The 19,059-nt window shown below is 59.4% G+C and carries 15 protein-coding genes; 4 read left to right on the forward strand and 11 right to left on the reverse strand.

Going from position 1 to position 19,059, the window contains the following annotated elements; translation table 11 throughout:
- Positions 1–12 precede the first annotated feature (12 nt).
- Both oppB and IE188_RS10760 read right to left on the reverse strand, forming a co-directional pair.
- On the reverse strand, positions 13–954 hold the full coding sequence (oppB, locus tag IE188_RS10755) for an oligopeptide ABC transporter permease OppB (protein WP_191286495.1): 942 nt from the start codon (positions 952–954) through the stop codon (positions 13–15).
- Positions 955–1,026: 72 nt separating this feature from the next.
- Entirely contained in the window at positions 1,027–2,649 is a 1,623-nt protein-coding gene (locus tag IE188_RS10760; protein ID WP_191286496.1) for a peptide ABC transporter substrate-binding protein, read from the reverse strand.
- 333 nt (positions 2,650–2,982) lie between these two features.
- Here IE188_RS10760 and deoC point away from each other — a divergent pair, with 333 nt between their 5' ends.
- Together deoC and IE188_RS10770 are read left to right on the forward strand one after the other, a co-directional pair.
- A complete protein-coding gene (gene deoC, locus IE188_RS10765) occupies positions 2,983–4,002 on the forward strand; it encodes a deoxyribose-phosphate aldolase (RefSeq protein ID WP_229836737.1) in 1,020 nt (339 codons plus the stop codon).
- A gap of 10 nt (positions 4,003–4,012) precedes the next feature.
- Positions 4,013–6,364, forward strand: a complete 2,352-nt coding sequence (locus IE188_RS10770) for an aldehyde dehydrogenase family protein (RefSeq protein WP_191286497.1) — start codon at positions 4,013–4,015, stop codon at positions 6,362–6,364.
- Between the two features lie 55 nt (positions 6,365–6,419).
- Here IE188_RS10770 and IE188_RS10775 read toward each other — a convergent pair whose 3' ends face one another.
- From IE188_RS10775 to IE188_RS10805, 7 genes are all read right to left on the reverse strand, one after another.
- Positions 6,420–7,097 carry a DUF1523 family protein gene (locus IE188_RS10775; protein ID WP_191286498.1) on the reverse strand — a complete coding sequence of 226 codons (678 nt, stop codon included), beginning with the start codon at positions 7,095–7,097 and terminating at the stop codon, positions 6,420–6,422.
- Positions 7,098–7,105: 8 nt separating this feature from the next.
- Entirely contained in the window at positions 7,106–7,372 is a 267-nt protein-coding gene (locus IE188_RS10780; RefSeq protein ID WP_191286499.1) for a hypothetical protein, read from the reverse strand.
- A gap of 2 nt (positions 7,373–7,374) precedes the next feature.
- Positions 7,375–8,736 (reverse strand): DUF6638 family protein, encoded by a 1,362-nt coding sequence (locus IE188_RS10785; RefSeq protein WP_191286500.1) that lies wholly within the window; start codon positions 8,734–8,736, stop codon positions 7,375–7,377.
- Positions 8,733–9,494: a hypothetical protein gene (locus IE188_RS10790; RefSeq protein ID WP_191286501.1), complete on the reverse strand. Its 762-nt coding sequence runs from the start codon at positions 9,492–9,494 to the stop codon at positions 8,733–8,735. Before IE188_RS10790 ends, IE188_RS10785 begins: the two co-directional genes overlap by 4 nt.
- A 109-nt stretch (positions 9,495–9,603) precedes the next feature.
- Positions 9,604–11,538: an AAA family ATPase gene (locus tag IE188_RS10795; RefSeq protein ID WP_191286502.1), complete on the reverse strand. Its 1,935-nt coding sequence runs from the start codon at positions 11,536–11,538 to the stop codon at positions 9,604–9,606.
- A gap of 14 nt (positions 11,539–11,552) precedes the next feature.
- Entirely contained in the window at positions 11,553–12,722 is a 1,170-nt protein-coding gene (locus tag IE188_RS10800) for a hypothetical protein (RefSeq protein ID WP_191286503.1), read from the reverse strand.
- Positions 12,723–13,047: 325 nt separating this feature from the next.
- Complete coding sequence (locus IE188_RS10805) at positions 13,048–14,124, reverse strand: coiled-coil domain-containing protein (protein ID WP_191286504.1); 1,077 nt, start codon at positions 14,122–14,124, stop codon at positions 13,048–13,050.
- Between the two features lie 200 nt (positions 14,125–14,324).
- Between IE188_RS10805 and IE188_RS10810 the strand changes: the two genes are divergently transcribed.
- Positions 14,325–15,605 carry an acetylornithine deacetylase/succinyl-diaminopimelate desuccinylase family protein gene (locus tag IE188_RS10810; protein WP_191286505.1) on the forward strand — a complete coding sequence of 427 codons (1,281 nt, stop codon included), beginning with the start codon at positions 14,325–14,327 and terminating at the stop codon, positions 15,603–15,605.
- 152 nt (positions 15,606–15,757) lie between these two features.
- On the opposite strand, the gene panC is transcribed toward IE188_RS10810, so the two are convergent.
- Positions 15,758–16,594 carry a pantoate--beta-alanine ligase gene (panC, locus tag IE188_RS10815; RefSeq protein WP_191286506.1) on the reverse strand — a complete coding sequence of 279 codons (837 nt, stop codon included), beginning with the start codon at positions 16,592–16,594 and terminating at the stop codon, positions 15,758–15,760.
- Positions 16,591–17,418, reverse strand: coding sequence for a 3-methyl-2-oxobutanoate hydroxymethyltransferase (panB, locus tag IE188_RS10820; protein ID WP_191286507.1), 828 nt, complete (start codon positions 17,416–17,418; stop codon positions 16,591–16,593). The genes panC and panB overlap by 4 nt, the downstream gene beginning before the upstream one ends.
- Positions 17,419–17,581: 163 nt before the next feature.
- Between panB and IE188_RS10825 the strand changes: the two genes are divergently transcribed.
- Positions 17,582–19,051 carry an ABC transporter substrate-binding protein gene (locus IE188_RS10825; protein ID WP_191286508.1) on the forward strand — a complete coding sequence of 490 codons (1,470 nt, stop codon included), beginning with the start codon at positions 17,582–17,584 and terminating at the stop codon, positions 19,049–19,051.
- The last annotated feature ends 8 nt before the right edge of the window (positions 19,052–19,059 follow it).

The following is a 19,059-nucleotide window of genomic DNA, read 5'->3' on the forward strand; positions in this document are numbered from 1 at the left end:
GTGCGTGCCCCCTCAGTACCGAATCCGCGGGTCGATCCATGCGTAAAGCACGTCCACCAGCAAGTTGAACATGATGGTCAGCATCCCGACCAGAATGGTGATCCCCATGATCACCGAATAATCGCGGTTCAGCGCAGCTTGCACGAAATCCTTGCCGATGCCGCCCGTGGACAGGAACATATCCACCACGACCGACCCGGTGATCATGCCGACAAAGGCCGGCCCCAGATAGGAAATCACCGGAATCAGCGCCGGTTTCAGCGTATGACGCAGGATGATCGTGCGGTCCGGCAAGCCCTTGGCCCGCGCGGTGCGAATGAAGTTCGAGTTCATCACCTCAAGCATCGACGATCGCGTGAGTCGCGCAATCGACGCAAGGTAAGATGTCGCCAGCGCAATCACCGGCATAATCAGGTATGAGGTATAGGAGTTCGGGTCCCCCGGCCCGCCCCACCAGCCGCCACCGGGCAGCCAGCCCAGCCAGAGCGTAAAGACAAGCACAAGAATGGGCGCCATGATGAAGTTGGGCAGCGCCTGCGCCCCGATGGAAAACCCGACCGCCAGATAGTCGATCCAGGTGTTCTGTTTCAACGCGGCAACGATGCCCAGCGCACCCCCGACCAGAACCGCAAACACGAAGGTCCAGAACCCGTATGTCAGCGTCACGGGAAACCCGTCCGCGATGATCTGGTTCACCGTTCGATCCTGATAGACGAAGCTCGGTCCGAAATCGAAATGGAACAGGATGTTTTTCAGATACGTCCCGATCTGCACAAGAAACGGGTCATCAAGCCCGTATTTAGCGTTGATGTTTTCCAGCACCACCGGCGGCAGCGCGCGTTCTTTCGTGAACGGCCCACCGGGCGCGGCGCGCATCAGGACGAAGGAGAAAACGATCAGGATCAGGATGACTGGTACGGCCATCGCGACGCGACGAATAACAAAACCCAGCATGTGAAAGCCCCGCTTTTGGGTGGGCGGCCCGGTTGCCCGGGCCAGCCCCGATTAGATTTGAACAGGTCAGGCTTATTCAGCCACCTTGTACATCCGGCGGGAATAGATGTTGTTCATCAGATCTTCAAACGGATATCCCTTCAGATCCGGTTTGACCATGACCACGTTGGTGTATTGATACACCGGAACGATCGGCATTTCGTCGGCCAGGATCTGCTCCATCTGCTTGTATTCCTCGGCGGGGTTGTCCGATGTCTTGGCTGCTTTTGCCAGTTCATCATACTTCTCGTTCGAGAATTTGCCGTTGTTGTGCCCCGAGGTCGTGGTGAACAGATCGGTATAGGTCGACGGTTCGTTATAGTCACCGCACCATGCATAGCGGGCCATGCCGAAATCGCCGTTGCGCAGCTTGTCCAGGTGAACCTTCCATTCGAAGTTCGCCAGGGTCACGTTTGCACCCAGCGTCTGCTTCCACATCTGCGAAGCCGCGATGGCGATCTTCTTGTGGGCTTCCGAGGTGTTGTAGTTCAGCGTCAGCTCAAGCGGCTTGCCGCCTTCGCCGTACCCGGCTTCTGCCAGCAGTTCCTTGGCCTTGGCTTCACGCTCTTCCTGGGTCCAGGTCGCATACTCGATGTCCGGCATTTCGAACCCGGCAGTTTTCTGGTGCGTCCAGTTATAGGACGGATACTGGCCGCCTTTCAGGATGTTGTTCACGATCACATCGCGGTTCAGCGCATAGGACATTGCCTTGCGAACGCGCACGTCCTTCAGGGCTTCGGGGCCGTTTTCACCCAGGTTGAACATGTAGATATAGGAGCACGACCGCGGCGTCGAATATGTCTCGTCCGGCAGTTTTTCCTTCAGCGCCGGATACTGGCCTGCGGGAACTTCGGTCTTGTCCACCTCGCCTGCGTCGTAACGGGTCAGGGCGATATTCTCGTCGTTGATGACAAGCGCGGTCACGGTTTCGAGGATCGTGTTGTCATTGTCCCAGTACATCGGGTTCCGCTCGCGCACGACTTTCACGCCGGGCACATAGTCGGTCAGGACATAGGCACCATTACCCACCAGATTGCCGGGCTTGGTCCAGTCGTTGCCGTGCGCTTCAAGGACTTTCTGGTTCACCGGAAAGGTCGACGCGTGGGTCAGCATGCCGGGGAAATAGGGGCGCGGCGCGTCGATCTTGACCTCAAGGGTCTTGTCGTCAACGGCGGTCACGCCCAGCGTGTCAACCTCGGCTTCGCCTGCGACGATCTTGGTCGCGTTTTCAACGCCCATCAGTTCCATGTACCAGGCGTATTCCGATGCTGTGGCCGGATCGGCCAGACGGCGCCAGGCATAGACGAAGTCACCTGCGGTCACCGGGTCGCCGTTCGACCACTTGGCATCGCGCAGCTTGAAGGTATAGGTCAAGCCGTCTTCCGAAACTTCCCAGCTTTCGGCCGCACCGGGAACCGAATTGCCCTGCGGGTCCGAGTTCACCAGACCTTCGAACAGGTCACGCAGGATATGCGACCCTTCCACGTCGGTGTTGATTTGCGGATCGAACGACTTCACGTCATCCAGCATACGATAGGTATAGGTCTGGCTGTCTGCCAGCGCCTCGCCCGTCACCGGGTGGGTGCCCGCAGCCATAGCCGGGCCTGCGACCGCAAACGCCGAACACAGAAGGGCTGCTTTGATTGTAAATTTCATGAAGGTTCTCCCTAGTCAGATATCAGGGGTGATGCCCTGAACGGTATTCTATCGTCCCGCGAAAGACTCAGCTCTCGGGCAATCACCGATGCAGCATCCTAAGCGCATCCGACACGGGGTGACAACTCCTTGCGAGGCGACCGGTTTTTTCAACAATCCGAGAGCGCGGATCGTCGCATCCATCCGGCAACATCCGTGAAAACGACGTGATGTTTCGTCAATATGTCGGCGGGATTGACGTGAAGGCCGCTTGCCACCCTGAATATTGCCAATTCCCAAGCCACATGCGAACGTGACGTAACTAAGGCCACTGGACCAATCCGAGGGAAATCCGTGCAAAGCGAACAGACATCAACCCGCACCTCGAAACGGGATCGGGACACGGCGCAATTGCCGCAAGTGACCCCTGCCCGCAATCCGGGCATGGCGCTGGACATGAACTGGGTGCGTGCTGTCCAAGCCAACACGTCCGCCATCGAACGCCGCTGTGCGACCCTACCGGGGCGGCGCAGCGTCAAAAAGGAACATCAGGCCGCGTGGCTTCTGAAAGCCATCACCATGATCGACCTGACCACGCTTGCGGGTGACGATACGCCCGGGCGCGTGCGCCGCCTGTGTGCAAAGGCCGCGCACCCCGTACGCCCGGAAATCATGCAGGCGCTAGGCGTCGACGCCATCACCACCGGTGCCGTCTGTGTTTACCACGACATGATCCCCACCGCGGTCGAGACCCTGAAACACATGGGAGTCAGCTTGCCGGTCGCCGCCGTATCGACGGGATTTCCGGCGGGCCTGAGCCCCTATCACCTGCGGGTCGAGGAAATCCGTGAAAGCGTGCGCGCTGGCGCGTCCGAGATTGACATCGTGATCTCGCGCCAGCACGTGCTGACCGGCAACTGGCAGGCGCTTTATGACGAGATGCGCGATTTCCGCGAAGCCTGCGGTGACGCGCATGTGAAAGCCATTCTGGCGACTGGTGAACTGGGCAGCCTGCGCAACGTCGCGCGCGCCTCGCTGGTCTGCATGATGGCGGGGGCTGATTTCATCAAGACCTCAACCGGCAAGGAAAGCGTGAACGCGACCCTGCCCGTCAGCCTGGTGATGATCCGCGCGATCCGCGACTATTACGAAGCCACCGGGTATCAGGTGGGCTATAAGCCCGCTGGCGGCATTTCCAAGGCCAAGGACGCCCTGACCTATCTGGCGCTGATCAAGGAAGAGCTGGGCGATGACTGGCTGACACCCGAGCTGTTTCGCTTCGGCGCCAGCTCGCTTCTGGGCGATATCGAGCGCCAGTTGGAACACCACGTGACAGGCCATTACTCGGCCACCTACCGCCACCCGATGGGCTAAGGACACTGACATGACCGTGAAAGAGATCTTCGAGACCATGGATTACGGCCCCGCGCCGGAAAGCGCGAAAGAGGCGCTTTCGTGGATTGCCGACCGTGACGGCAAGTTTGGCCTTTACATCGGCGGCAAGATGACCGCGCCGGGCGATCTGTTCGACAGCAAGAACCCCGCCACCGGCGAGGTGCTGGCGCAGCTCACGCAAGCCACCCCTGACGATGTGGATGCCGCCGTGTCCGCGGCGCGCAAGGCGCAGCGTAAATGGGCCGCGTTGTCCGGGCATGAGCGGGCGAAATACCTCTATGCTCTGGCGCGTCTGGTGCAGAAACATTCGCGCCTGTTTGCGGTGCTGGAAACACTCGACAACGGCAAGCCGATCCGCGAATCCCGCGACATCGACATCCCGTTGGTTGCGCGCCATTTCTACTACCACGCCGGCATGGCGCAGTTGCAGGATGCCGAACTTCCCGACCGCGAGGCTTTGGGCGTCTGCGGCCAGATCATCCCGTGGAACTTCCCGCTTCTGATGCTGTCGTGGAAAATCGCGCCCGCGATTGCGATGGGCAATGCGGTGGTTCTGAAGCCCGCCGAATACACGTCTCTGACCGCGCTTCTGTTCGCGCAGATATGCGAGGAAGCAGGCTTGCCAAAAGGCGTCGTCAACATCGTCACCGGCGACGGCCGGGTGGGTGAAGCCATCGTGACCCATGAAGAGGTCGACAAGATCGCCTTCACCGGCTCGACCGAGGTGGGCCGCGTGATCCGGCGTGAAACGGCGGGGTCTGGCAAGTCGTTGACGCTGGAGCTTGGGGGCAAATCGCCTTACATCGTCTTTGACGACGCCGATCTGGATTCTGCCGTCGAGGGTCTGGTCGACGCGATCTGGTTCAATCAGGGACAGGTCTGCTGCGCCGGTTCACGCCTGATCGTGCAGGAAGGCATCGCGGATCGGTTCTATGCCAAGCTGCGCGCCCGGATGGACAAACTGCGCATGGGCGACCCGCTGGACAAATCCATCGACGTTGGTGCCGTGGTTGACCCGGTGCAACACAAGCGGATCACTGAACTGGTCGACGCAGGCGCAGGTGACGGAGAGCTGTACCAAGCCCCCTGCCCGATCCCTACAGCGGGGTGTTTCTATCCGCCCACGCTGATCACAGGGCTGTCGCCCGCATCCTCGCTGATGCAGGAAGAGATCTTCGGTCCGGTTCTGGCCGCCACCACCTTCCGCACCCCCGCCGAAGCAGTCGAGATCGCAAACAACACGCGCTACGGTCTGGCCGCCACGGTGTGGAGCGAGAATGTGAACCTGACGCTGGACATCGCGCCGAAACTGGCGTCGGGCGTGGTCTGGGTGAACGGCACCAACATGTTCGACGCCGCCGCCGGGTTTGGCGGTGTGCGCGAAAGCGGGTTTGGTCGCGAAGGCGGCTGGGAAGGCTTGCAAGCCTATACCAAGCCGCGCGGAGCGGTGAAGGCACTGAAACCCATCGCCGCCTTCCCCGCGCCGAAAGAAGCCAAGGTCGACGCGCTGGACCGCACCGCAAAATTCTATATCGGCGGCAAACAGGCGCGCCCCGATGGCGGCTATAGCCAAGCGGTCTGGTCGAAACAGGGCGACCTTCTGGGCCATGTGGGCGTTGCCAACCGCAAGGATATCCGCAACGCCGTCGAAGCAGCCCATACAGCGGCGGGCTGGTCCAAGACCACCGGCCACCTGCGCGCGCAGATCCTGTATTACATCGGCGAGAACCTCTCGGCCCGATCTGGCGAATTTGCCGCGCGCATTGACGCCATGATAGGCGGACGCAATGGGGCGAAAGAGGTCGACGCCGCCATCAGCCGCCTCTTCACCTATGCGGCCTGGGCCGACAAGTATGACGGTGCGGCCAAGCCCGTGCCAATGCGAGGCGTGGCGCTGGCGATGCACGAACCGGTCGGCGTGATCGGCGGCTTCTGCCCTGATGAAGCGCCGCTTCTGGGTCTTGTCTCAATGATGGCACCGTCGATCGCAATGGGCAACCGTGTGGTGCTGGCGGCAAGCGAGCCGTTCCCGCTGGCCGCGACCGACTTCTATCAGGTGCTCGACACATCCGATGTACCTGCAGGTGTGGTGAACATCGTCACCGGCAACCACGCGGAACTGGCGGCGCCCTTAGCGGGCCATTTGGGCGTGGATGCGGTCTGGACGCAGTCCGGTGCGGACATTTCAGCCATTGTGGAAGGCGAAAGCGCGGGTAACCTGAAACGCACATGGGTGAACAACGCGAAAGCGCGGGATTGGTTTGGGCCAGCAGGCGAAGGCCGTGAATTTCTGGCCCATGCGACCGAGGTCAAGACGATCTGGGTGCCTTACGGCGAATGAACGCCAACTGAGAAGAAACGCCGCGCAGCACCCTTGCGCGGCGTTTTCCATTGCATCACTTCTTGCGCCAGGACCCGAGCCAGCGCGAGAACCGGCCCCGCGCCGCGTCCGCACGTTCGTCCACGGCGTCCCATGCCTCGCCCGCATCTTCCAGTGCCGGATCAATCGAGCGTTCGCGGAACTGCCGCCACAGGGCGCGCACGAAGCCGACGATGGCGGCAAGCACGATGAAGAACAGGATGTTGAACCACGGGATGATGGTCACGTCCGGGCTTGCGACGGGCCGGATCGCCACTGCGTTGGGGAAGGCCGAAATCAGCTCGTTGCGCCACCCGTAATGCGTCATCACCGCCCATTTCGGGTTCTCGGCGGTGGATTGCAGGTCGTCCGCCTCGGTCTGCAGATTGGCGGTGTCGAACTTGAAATAGAAAGGCCAGCCCCAGCCGGTGTCTTCGTTGCGATACACCATGACCTCTTCCGCGTCGGTGCGAATGAACCCCAGAAGATAGGTTTTCTTCTTTCTGGTCTGAATGAACTGCACATCGCGGTTGACCAGGGTCGCGGATTGGTCATCCGGTTTTGCCCAGAAAATCCGGGTCCAGTCCCCGAGATCCTGCCGTTCCTGATAAGTGTTGACCACCCGCACCACGTCATGCTGCGGCAGAACATAGTGGAACACGCCGAACAGGATCAGGAAAATCAGGCTGCGGATGATGGTACGAAAACGGCGCATGGGGAACCTCAGTTGATTAGGATAAGAGACATCAGCACGAACAGCGCCGGGATGACGTAAACCAGCAGGATCAGCTTGGGCCGGAAGCTTTTCTTGTAATCTTCCATCCCCTGTTGCAACCACGCCTCGCGATCGGTTTCATCGCCATCTGGGTGCTCCTCGGCCCACTGGTTTTCCAGTTTTTCCAGCCGCACGGACCGCGAGTACAGACTGACCAGCACATAGACGACGCTGAGCCCGATAAACCCAAACATGACAAGTCGCACCAATCCCATCGTTACCTCCTGTTCACAGCGCCCCATGGGCCGACAATCTCGATAATGTCGTCGCGGGTCTTTTTGCGGGCGTGACGTGGCACTTTCAACGGGTCTTTGCGCCCGCCAAACAGCGCCTCGCGCGCACCGGCCTTGTTTGCCATATAATCACGATGCAGGAATTCTGCCACAAAAGCGCGCTTTTCATCGGGCCATGTGGCGTAGGAAGCATAGAAAAGCTCTTTGTGGCAGATGAAAAGCTGGCGGAAATCCATCGGGGCCAGTTCGGACAGCAGCCGGTTGATCAGGTCGCGGTCGGGATGATCAGGACGCGCGCGCAAGGTATAGAAATAGGCCGAGTGGCGGCTGTCGATCCGCGGCCATTGCCCGCCGGCTTCGGCCCAGCGCACCATGGCGGCCAGTCCGCGAAACGCGTCAGGCAGATGTGCCCCCATGCGTTGCGCCACATGGCGCAAGGTGCGCGAGGACATATCGCCCAGATCAAGCCCCGCATTGGTGGCGGCATCGACCAGAATGAACTCCATCTTCTGGCGCAGAATTGCCGCGCCGCTGTCGCCGCGTTCCTTTACGACGGGTTCGACAAGGTCATTGCGGATAAGGAACCCCGCCAGCCGGTTCGTCTCGGTCGTGTCCAGCACCTTGATGGATGGCGGCAGGGTCACACGCGTCTTGTCGCCCGACACGATCACCGCCGGGTTTTCCACGTCGCGGAAGATGTAAAGCCCGCCGAAATGAGCGGTCCAGAAATTGCCCTGCTCGTATTCCTGCACGCCCAGATCGACGGGCACCTTGGTCACGTCCCCGGTTTCACGCGCCAGTTCGATCATCTCGGCGATCAGGTCGTCATCGAACCACGCATTTTCTTCGGTCTGGAACCGGTCGATCTTGTCGGCCAGAAGGCGGGCGTTCTTGACATGGCTTTGCGTCGTATCCGCCTCGATCGTTATCTTGCGGATGTCGAAAAGCCGTTCGGGATCCGAGATGTCATAGACCGAGTTCATCAACTCGCCCGCCACGGCGTCATGGGCGGTCAGCGCAAAAAGCTTCGCCTCGTTATCCGCGATGTACCGCCGCAAAATCCCGCGCGAGGTCGAGAACATGGCATTGAGCAATGGCGCGGTCTTCTGGTCCACCGTCAGTATGATGAACTGCCGGTTGCAGCCATTGGGGTTGAGGTAGAGCGGGTCTTTGAACTCCTCGCCGATCTCAGGCGAGAAACCGGAAATGTCGATGTGGAATTCGGTCAGCTTCGTGCGCTTACCCGCGAGCGAGTGCAGCGCCCGGTTATACCGCTCGATCAGCGCCGGGCTGTCGACCCGGATCAGGTTGCCAAACATGAGACCGCGTTGGATGAGGCGTTTCATTTATTCTCTTTCGCTAACTCATGCCTGATAAGCAACAATTGGCCTTCGAGTTCTTTGGCACCATTGTTCACCAACCAAATTTGCTTCGCTCCACTGAGCTTGTCTTCAACTGGAAATATTTGAGTATAGTAACCCGCCGCTTGCCCCACTATTTCGTTGATTGCGGAGCGGCTGTTTTCCGGTGGGTTGCAGAAAAACGAAAGATCTGAATCTAGCCTTTTGACAAGTTCGGGTATCACAGTTTCTAATTCGCCATTCTTCACACGTTTCTTTTCTTCTTCAGGATCAAAGTCCTCAAGTATGCGAACAATAGGGGAAGCGTATTCATACATTTCCAAAACGAGCAGCGATATGGTGCGCAGGACTTGATCCATTGTATAGTCAGCGGCCTGCGCTTCCCGAAACTTTTGTTCCTTCTCCAATATCATTGCCTGCTTGTTCTGAGCGTCCGCCATTTTTTCGAACTCTTGGCGCTGCTCTCTTAACTCCTGTCCTTGCAAAACAACCGTTGCAATCAACCAGACAAACGCAAGCGCACCAGCAAAGCCTGCGAGTGTATCGCCAACTTCATTGGGAGTTGCTTGAACAAATGCTTCCCATTTAGTGGAACTGCAAGACTTGTTGCCCCAAAAATCAACAACACAAACCTCTTGGTTTGCTGCCCAAAGACCAAATGCCACCATCGCTAAAGTAGCAAGGATTGCCCACAATAACGGACTGGCAAACATCGAGTTACGTTTTGTTTTCTCGTCGCTCACAACACAACCCTCCCGGCGATTGTCGCCGGGTCACGCCCGACCCGCCCCACAGGGCGGGCGTGAACGCCCACCCTCGGGTCGGACGCGCCCCTTATGTCTCGGCGGATACTCACTTCCCCTCCAAATACCGCTTCTTCGCCTCTTCCTGACGGGTGAAGTCCCGCACCATCGCCTCAATCGCGGCCTCGTCGGATTTGTCGGCATAGCGGAATTCTGAATCGGCGTAGCGGTTGATTTCCTGGATCACCATGTCGGTGGTGATGGGCACGCGCAGCTCGGCAATCATCGCTTTCTTGGTGTCATAGTCTTTCATCAGAAACAGCTCGGGGTTTTCCATCCATTCATCGGGCAGTTCGAAATCCATCGCGCGGACTTTCACCGCGTCGGTGATGTTCTTGATCGAGCGACCCGTGAAGCGTTCATCCGCCTCCTGAATGGCTTTCAGATAGGTGCCCATCTTGGCGATGCTGTCCAACTCACCGATCTTGTCGTGCACCCGGTCAAAGACCTCCAGCAGCCCGTCTTCCTGCGGTCGCGCGTGGGCGGCGAAGCTGCGGGCAACGGCGGATTTGATCTCCTGCGCCGCGTAAAGATCGTGGTCGCCCATCGGGATGTCGTGGTTCTTGCCCATGAGAAGATGCAGGATGTCGATATAATCCTCGCGCGTCTGCGGCCCGTCCACCAGAAACCGTGCGCCCGCACGTTGGCGAAGGGCGTCGTCCACGTTCTCGGGATAGTTCGAGAACATGCCGAAGGTGCAATTTCCGCGCACCACCGTATTGGCGCCCGAGAAGCTTTCCATCAGCACTGCCGTGACCTCTTGCTGACCCGCTGATGACTGCCGGTCCCCGCGTTTGCCCGCGATCTGGTCGATGTCATCCACGGTGCCAAAGCCAATCACATTGGGGTCAAGCACATTGTTGATAAACGCCTTGGCGTTCTGGCCCGACTTGCCCTGATAGCTGTCGATATTGTCGATGCCGAAGTTCTGATACCGGAACGGATAGCCTGCCACCGCGCAGTAATCGTTGATCAACCCAGCCATCATCTGGATCAGCGTGGTTTTACCCGTGCCCGGCTTGCCGTCGCCCATGAAGGTGAAGATGAAGCCGCCCAGTTCGGCAAACGGGTTCAGCTTGCGGTCGAAATCATAGGCCATCAGCATTTTGCTGAGCTTCATCGCCTGATATTTCGCGATGTGGTTGCCGACGACCTCGTTCGGTTTCTTGAACGTCATCGTGATTTTCGACCCGCGATGGGCGCGCGAGGGCGTGAAGCCGGAAATGGTCAGGTCATCAGCTTCCACCCGGTAATTGGCCGAGGTGAACGGGCCAAGATGGCTGGCGGTTTGGGCCCGCAGGGCGACCTTTTCCATCAGTTGTTCGACATAGGCGAGCACTGTGGGAACCAGCTTGTCTTCGGACGTCACGAAAGTGGCCAGCTCCTGATCCAACTCCCACAACGCACCTTTCAGGGCGAGCGGCGCGTTGTCTGTCAGGATTTCTTCGACCGCGCCGACCTCGATCGCCGCTTCGCTGGCATGATCGGCCAGCAGGAACGAGGTCGCGTTGGCGAACACATGCAGGACGATCAGCGCCTCGGCAGTCAGAAGTTCGGAGAATGCGGTGGATTTGTCAGCGCCCAGCCGCCCCTCCAGATTGGCGCGACGCAGCGCGGCAAGTTCGGTTTGCTCGGCAAAGCCTTCCCCTACGGCCAGCGCAACGGCAATCGCTCGGCGCAGCCCGTGCAAGACAGTCGCCTGAAGCGGAGAGACCAGCGGGTCATCGCCGTCAGAACGCTCGACCCGCTCGGTCAGATGGACGCCTTCCGGCCGGGCCGTCGACCGCGTCACAAGTCCAGGCGTGGTGGTACGAAAGCGGCGCGTGCGGGCAATGCCGGGGCTGCGTTCAGCGGCGGGGGCAGCTTCCTTCGGTTTGGCAATGCGCGGCGTGTGGTCGAACCCGTCCAGAAGCCCGGCCGCAGCACCATAATGCGCGCGGATTTCATCTTCGCGAAGCTCCATCAAATCTGCGGGAAGGGACATTGAACACTCCTAAATCAACGGTATGACAGCACCCGGCCACCGGGGCTGACCACAAATTTGCGCACATCGTGAAAGCCAGCCGGGTTTTTCTCGGCCAGCACCTGAAAGGGGCGTGCGGGCATGATGATGGCGCGCTCCATGCTGGTCGCGCCGATGTTCGACCCCGATCCGGCAAATGGGTCCAGCGCGAAGATCTCTCGTTCGACCGTGCCGAACCAACCGGATTTCTCTTCCTTGACGCTTTGGCTTTTCAGTTCTTCGACGGTCCAAGCCAGCGCCCAGTCCTCGCCCGGCGGGCTTTTCGCCTCGGCCAGCACTTCGCGCAGAGGGCCGGTCTGCTGGGTGAAGGTGTGGCTGTACATCGGGCCGACATGGAACCGGCGCAGGCGTTTGGGGTGCAGATCGTCGAAATCCTTGTCGAACCCGGTGGCGATGGTGACCAGCTGCAAGCCGGCCATCGACTGCGCCATCAGATGCGACTGCACTTGCGGCCAGCGACGTTCGTCTTTCGGCAGCGCGGTGCGGCCAGTGTCCTCAAGCTCCATCAGATAGATGGTGGGTAGGTTGACTTCGCTGTCATAGACGGCCCAATGGGCCAGATAGACACGGCGGGTGTCGCGACCTTCACCCTTGTTGTGCCGCCAGACCACATCCGGATGCATCTGCGGCCAGAACAGGTCGCCGCGCTGCAGTTCCTCGTAATAGAGCCGTTGAGACAGCGCGTATTGCAGTTGTTTCGGAACAGTCAGGTCGCCGACAATCTGGCTGACCATCTGGCTTTTCAACTCCTCAACCGAGGCCATGCCTTTCAGATGCGTGCCCGCCTGTGCAGCATCCGATGCCATTTGCAGAAGCTCCGCATGAATCGGAAACCCACTGTCGCGCCGATCAAACGTCAGCGTTGCAGCACCCAGCCCATAGGCCGTTTCGGACATGTGATACTTGTTCGCCAGCGCCTTGAAGCTGAGACCCAATTTGATGACATAGCGGGCCAACACTTCCACCTCGTCGCGGGTCAGCTTGCCCTCCACCTCCATCTGCCCGGCCACACGGGCCAGATGCGCGGTGATCCTCTCGAATTTCGAGAAATAGCGCCGCGTGATCTGCGCGTCCGTCAGTTCGGCGTGGTCGCGGGGGGCGAAACCGGCGGATGTGCGTTCGGAGGTTTTGATGTTATTGGGCATCTAGATCCCTGTCATTTCCCTGTTCATCAACATGCAAAAACCACCGATTGTGCCGCGCATACCATGAGTCGCGAAAGGCATTGGGGAGTGCCCCAACATACCGTTTCATCCAAGGTGCATCACGATAGGCAAACCAGATTGTACGAACAATCCAACGATTAACTACGACGAGTAGTCCTATAAGACCCACCTCAAACAGATACAGGCGCTCTACTGATCTGCTCGTATTCCATTCAACCAGCGGGCCGGAGACGAAAACCAGATCGGCCCAGATCACCGTGATCGAGACAAGAACTAGCACGGTCTGCTGCGAGGAGAACCGCACTTAAGCCCCATACAAGTTCTTATCGTGCTTCTCGACGATCTCGGCAAATCGGCGGGCGAAGCGCTCATCCGCCTTGGCTTTCTGCTCCAGCACGTCGCGGGCAAAGACCATCTGATCTTCGTGGGCTTCCATCATGTCGGCCATGCGCTGGTTCGTTGCCGTGCCAATCGCGGCCATCGCGGCTTGCGCTTCCTTATCGGTCTCGACGCCAATCTCGTTGATGCGGTGGGCCACATCCTGCTGCTGTGCGGTCTTAAGCGACTTGGTCAGCGCATCATACAGCACCACACGCTGCTTTGTGTCTGTCTGCAGCTTGTTGATCAGCACCATCTGCGTCGCCGCCTGGTTCTGCAAGCTGTCGACCCAGGTCTTGCCCTTCTCGATATAGCGCTCCAGCGTCTGCGACTTGGCAAGCTTCACTTGCTCTTCCTGCACCATCTCGTTGTATTGGCTGTTCAGGTCGGCCAGTTCAGTTTCCAACTGCGTGCGTTTGGCGGCGTCTTGCTCGTTGGCGATCTTGCCCTCAAGCTCGATGATCTTGGGGTCCATCGCCAGAATGTCGGCGCGCAGGGTTTCCAGTTCTCCCACCGTCATTTCACGCTCGTCCAGCGTGGCGGTCAGGTTCTCGCCGACCTTTTCCTTCTGCTCGTTCAGCATCGCCAGCTGACCTTCCAGCAGGTTCACGATACTATCCGATTGCGCGATCAACTCCTGCAGCTTGTCGTCAATCGACGCGGTTCGCATCCGTTCCTGCCTCAGACTCTCGGATTTGGCTTTCGAGAACATACCGACAAAAGTCTCCCACCCGGTCTTCGACCGCATCTGATCGAAATCCTTGGAAAACCCGGCCGTCACATCATCCAGCCCCATGATCAACTCGGCAATGTTGGCGTTCATTGCCTCGGTGTGAGCATGGACATCTTCCAGCGTCGCGTTCTCGATATCGATCGAGATATCCTCACCCGCCGCAGCTTTGGCGCGCGCGGTTTCGATCCGCGTCGTCAGCTCTGAAATCTTGGACTGCGCTTCCTGAACCTGCGCCTGGCTTTCGCGAATTTGCTTGTCAAAACTGGACATTTGCCCTCCTCGGCTCCACCAAATCCCGGCAACCCTGTCGAATTTTCGGAATAAAGTTAATCACTGTAACATTACAATTAGTCCGAGCTTAGCGCGATTTAAAGACCCGCAACAGAGATTTCGCTCACGCCTCGGGCGAAATGATCTTTCGCCATCGGTCAGCCATTGCCTGACCCGATCTTGCCGCCTAGGTTTTGAATATGGCCCGTTCTACAGACCCCCTTCTTGCCGAAATCGCCCGCCGTCAGGATGATCTGATCACCCTGACGCAAGATTTGATCCGCATCCCGACCCTGAACCCGCCTGGCCAGAACTATCGTGCAATCTGCTCGTTCATCGCGGAACGGATGGGGAAACAGGGCTGGACGGTCGAAATGATACGCGCCGAGGGCACGCCGGGCGATTGTACCGACTACCCCCGCTGGAACGTCATCGCCCGGCATCAGGGTGACACGCCCGGCGACTGTGTCCATTTCAACAGCCACCATGACGTGGTCGAGGTGGGCCATGGCTGGACCAAAGACCCGTTCGGAGGTGAGCTGGACAACGGGCGCATTTACGGGCGTGGTGCGTGTGACATGAAAGGTGGCCTTGCCGCGTCAATCATCGCCGCCGAAGCCTTCGTTGCGCGGTACCCGGATCACAGGGGCGCGGTGGAAATCAGCGCTACAGCCGACGAGGAATCGGGTGGCTATGGCGGCGTGGCCTATCTGGCCGAAAAAGGGTATTTCGATCCCGATCGCGTGCAGCACGTGATCATTCCGGAACCGCTGAACAAAGATCGTATCTGCCTGGGCCACCGCGGCGTCTGGTGGGCCGAGATCGAAACCAAAGGACGCATCGCCCATGGCTCGATGCCCTTCCTCGGAGATTCCGCGATCCGCCACATGGGTGCGGTGCTGGAAGAGATGGAGCGCCACCTGTTCCCGCTTCTGGCGTCGAAACAGACCGACATGCCGGTGGTGCCGGAAGGCGCAAAGCAATCGACGCTGAACATCAACTCGATCCACGGCGGCGAAGGCGAACAGGCAACCGACTATACAGGCCTGCCTGCCCCCTGCGTCGCAGACCGCTGCCGCATTGTCATCGATCGTCGTTTCCTGATGGAAGAAGACATCGACGAGGTGAAAGCCGAAGTGACACGAATGCTGGAAAAGATCCGCACCGAGCGTCCCAGCTTCGACTACGATATACGCGACATGCACGAGGTCATTCCGACCTTGACCGAAAAAGACGCTCCGGTGGTGACAACGACTGCCGCAGCGATCGAAAAGGTGCTGGGTCAGCAGCCCTCCTACGTGGTTTCACCTGGCACCTATGATCAGAAACACATCGACCGCATCGGCAAGTTGAGAAATTGCATTGCCTACGGGCCTGGCATCCTCGATCTCGCGCACCAACCGGATGAATGGGTGGGTGTCGACGACATGACTGACAGCGCAGGCGTGATGGCATTGGTCCTGAGCGAACTGCTCAGCTAACGGAAGCCGCGCGATGCGCGGCCGATTTCAGGCCTCCGGCGGGGATATTTTCAGCCAGAAGAAACAGCACGTCGGGATCAGGCTTCTTCTGGCCTAAAATATCCTGGGGTGAGCGGTGCAGCCGCGAGGGGCAACGCCCCTTTTATGGTCGACTATACCGGGATGTTGTCGATCAGGCGAACACCCCCCAGCGTCGCCGCAACCAGAAGCCGTGCCGGTCGGTCCAATGCCGTGACTGGCGACAGGTCGGCGGCGTCCCGCAGTTCCAGGTACTCGACCGTATCAAACCCTGCCCGTTCGATCTGCGCCTTGGCACTGTTCAACACAACTCGTTTATCTGCTCCACGGCGGATGGCTGTGGCGGCGCGGTCCAGTTCGGCTTTCAGGGCCGGGGCAATCGCGCGGTCCTGCGCTGACAGGCGTACATTGCGCGAGGACATTGCCAGGCCGTCTTCTTCCCGGATGGTCGGGCAGCCCAGGACCTCGGTTTCAATGTCGAGATCTTCTGACAAGCGGCGCACCAGAAGCATCTGCTGATAGTCTTTTTCACCGAAACACGCCACGTCGGCGCGGGTTTGCAGGAACAGCTTTGCCACCACGGTCGCCACCCCGTCGAAGTGGCCAGGACGATGGGCCCCCTCCAAATCCTCGGTCAAACCTGAAACGTGAACATTGGTGGCGAACCCGTCTGGATAGATCTGGTCCGGGGTCGGCACATAGAGCGCATCGACCGCGTAGGGGGCCAGTTTCTTGGCATCCTGTTCTTCGGTCCGGGGGTATCTGTCCAGATCATCGGGGTTGTTGAATTGTTTGGGGTTCACGAAGATCGTGACGATGACACGATCGGCATGCTGTCGCGCGACCTCGACCAAAGACAGGTGTCCCGCGTGAAGGGCGCCCATTGTCGGCACAACGGCCACGCGTTCGCCTTTGAAGATCCAGCTGCGGCGCAGGGTGCGCAGATCGTCCTTCGACCGAATGATCTTCATTTTGTATCAACCTCGTCGGCAAAGACATGCTCCGGGGCCGGGAAGCTGCGTTCGCGCACTTCTTTGGCGTAGTGAGCAATCGCCTTCTCACCCTCCTCGCCCAAAGTGGCATAGCGTTTCGCGAATTTCGGTTTGAATGCCGTGAACAGGCCCAGCATGTCATCCACCACGAGGATCTGGCCATCGCAACCCGCCGACGCGCCGATGCCGATGGTCGGGATCGAAAGCGCGATTGTGATTTCGTTCGACAGGCCCTCTGGCACTTTTTCCAGAACGACCGAGAACGCGCCCGCCGCCTCTACGGCCTTTGCATCCGCCAGCACGCGGGCCCGGTCTTCGCCGCGCCCCTGCACCTTGTAGCCGCCCAGCGTGTTGATGGCCTGTGGCGTCAACCCGACATGCGCCATGACCGGGATCGAACGGCTGGTCAGGAAGCGGATCGTGTCGGCCATTGTCACCCCGCCTTCCAGCTTGACCGCTGCCGCCCCGGTGACGCGCATCAGACGCGCGGCGTTGCGAAACGCCTGTTCGGGGCTTTCCTCGTAGGATCCAAACGGCATATCCACGACCATCATGGCCTGCTTGAGCCCGCGTTTCACCGCCGCGCCATGCAGTTCCATCATCTCCATCGTGACGCCCAGGGTGTCGGGCAGGCCATGCACCACCATGCCCACACTGTCACCCACCAAGACGATGTCGCAATGGGCATCCATCATCTGCGCGGTAGGGGTTGCATAGGCGGTCAGACACACCAGCGGCGTGCCACCTTTGCGTGCAAGAATATCAGCCGGTGTGGGCACCGTTACCTTGGCCGAGGCGCTCATGTTTCTCCTCCCCTGATCCTCATCGCGCGTTCACTATAATGCTGCGTTGCAGAAAATCAAAGGGAGTTCAAAGGCGACTGACCCGAGGTCTTTTCCTTGCGTCGAAGCGAATTCCCGCGTTTGATAACGCCAATCCCGTTTCTTGGGCCAAGGAGGATCGACCATGACCAACCTGAAATTCACTGCTGCCGCATGGGCTTTGATGGCGACGACCGCGCTGGCCGATGGTGACACGATCACGCTTGGCATGGTGTTGGAGCCCCCCAACCTTGACCCGACCGCAGGGGCCGCCGCCGCGATTGACGAGGTGGTCTATGCCAACATCTTCGAAGGGCTGACCCGGTTCGGTCCCGATGGGTCGATCCAGCCCGGACTGGCCAGTGAATGGTCGGTCAGCGATGACGGTCTGACCTATACCTTCAAGCTGCGCGATGGTGTGACCTTTCATGACGGCACCACGATGGATGCCGAGGACGTGATCTTCTCGCTTGATCGGGCGCGGGCAGAAGACTCGACGAACGCGCAAAAGGCGCTGTTCAAGGATATCGAGGCAGTGACAGCACCCGATCCGCTGACCGTCGAGGTAAAGCTGGCATCGCCCAACGGCAATTTCCCGTTCAACATGGCGTGGGGGGATGCGGTGATTGTGGCCCCAGAAAGCATCGACAACGCCGCCACCGCCCCGGTGGGCACAGGGCCGTTCAGCTTTGTCGAATGGGCCAAGGGCGATCATGTGAAGATCAAACGCAATGATGCATATTGGGGCGAGGCACCCGCACTGGCAGAAGCCACGTTCAAGTTCATTTCGGACCCCAACGCGGCGTTTGCTGCGATGATGGCAGAGGATGTGGATGCCTTTCCCAACTTCCCCGCCACCGAAACCCTGTCGCAGTTCGAGGCCGATCCCCGCTTCAACGTGATCGTCGGCTCGACCGAGGGTGAGACGATCCTGTCCATCAACAACACCGCCGGTCCGCTGGCGGATGTGCGGGTGCGCAAAGCCATCGCACATGCCATCAACCGGCAAGATATCATTGACGGGGCGATGTTCGGCTACGGTACGCCGATCGGCACCCATTTCGCGCCGCACCACCCGGATTACGTGGACCTGACGGAAAACTCCGCCTTTGACCCCGAATTGTCAAAGACTCTGCTGGCCGAGGCTGGAGCCGAGGATCTGACCCTGCGACTGATGCTGCCGCCGCCTTCCTACGCTCGTCGCGGGGGCGAGATCGTTGCGGCCCAGCTGCGCGCGGTCGGGATCAACACCGAGATATCGAACCTTGAATGGGCGCAGTGGATCGAGCAGGTGTTCAAGGGCAAGGATTTCGACCTGACCATCGTCAGCCATACCGAGCCTGCGGACATCAACATCTATGCGCGGCCGGATTACTATTTCCAGTATGACAATGCCGAGTTTCAGGCGCTGATCGAGAAACTGTCGGTCACGTCCGATCCCGCCATGCGGTCGGAGTTGAACAAGCAGGCGCAGAAGATCATCGCCGAGGACTATGTGAACGGGTATCTGTTTCAACTGGCGAAAACCGGTGTGGCGAACGCCAAGATCAACGGATTGTGGGAAAACGCACCCACGCAGGCCAATGACCTGACGGGGGTCAGCTGGTCAGAGTAAGGATTGAG

The organism is Aliiroseovarius zhejiangensis (genome assembly GCF_014656375.1).
Classification (GTDB): Bacteria; Pseudomonadota; Alphaproteobacteria; order Rhodobacterales; family Rhodobacteraceae; genus Aliiroseovarius; species Aliiroseovarius zhejiangensis.

What these genes read in the sequence shown, in the direction of transcription:
- panB (WP_191286507.1), bottom strand. Translation starts at nt 17,418, where the DNA reads ATGAGCGCCTCGGCCAAGGTAACGGTGCCCACACCGGCTGATATTCTT.
- IE188_RS10810 (WP_191286505.1), top strand. Translation starts at nt 14,325, where the DNA reads ATGGCCCGTTCTACAGACCCCCTTCTTGCCGAAATCGCCCGCCGTCAG.
- IE188_RS10775 (WP_191286498.1), bottom strand. Translation starts at nt 7,097, where the DNA reads ATGCGCCGTTTTCGTACCATCATCCGCAGCCTGATTTTCCTGATCCTG.
- IE188_RS10785 (WP_191286500.1), bottom strand. Translation starts at nt 8,736, where the DNA reads ATGAAACGCCTCATCCAACGCGGTCTCATGTTTGGCAACCTGATCCGG.
- IE188_RS10805 (WP_191286504.1), bottom strand. Translation starts at nt 14,124, where the DNA reads ATGTCCAGTTTTGACAAGCAAATTCGCGAAAGCCAGGCGCAGGTTCAG.
- IE188_RS10760 (WP_191286496.1), bottom strand. Translation starts at nt 2,649, where the DNA reads ATGAAATTTACAATCAAAGCAGCCCTTCTGTGTTCGGCGTTTGCGGTC.
- IE188_RS10780 (WP_191286499.1), bottom strand. Translation starts at nt 7,372, where the DNA reads ATGGGATTGGTGCGACTTGTCATGTTTGGGTTTATCGGGCTCAGCGTC.
- oppB (WP_191286495.1), bottom strand. Translation starts at nt 954, where the DNA reads ATGCTGGGTTTTGTTATTCGTCGCGTCGCGATGGCCGTACCAGTCATC.
- IE188_RS10770 (WP_191286497.1), top strand. Translation starts at nt 4,013, where the DNA reads ATGACCGTGAAAGAGATCTTCGAGACCATGGATTACGGCCCCGCGCCG.
- IE188_RS10800 (WP_191286503.1), bottom strand. Translation starts at nt 12,722, where the DNA reads ATGCCCAATAACATCAAAACCTCCGAACGCACATCCGCCGGTTTCGCC.
- IE188_RS10795 (WP_191286502.1), bottom strand. Translation starts at nt 11,538, where the DNA reads ATGTCCCTTCCCGCAGATTTGATGGAGCTTCGCGAAGATGAAATCCGC.
- panC (WP_191286506.1), bottom strand. Translation starts at nt 16,594, where the DNA reads ATGAAGATCATTCGGTCGAAGGACGATCTGCGCACCCTGCGCCGCAGC.
- IE188_RS10825 (WP_191286508.1), top strand. Translation starts at nt 17,582, where the DNA reads ATGACCAACCTGAAATTCACTGCTGCCGCATGGGCTTTGATGGCGACG.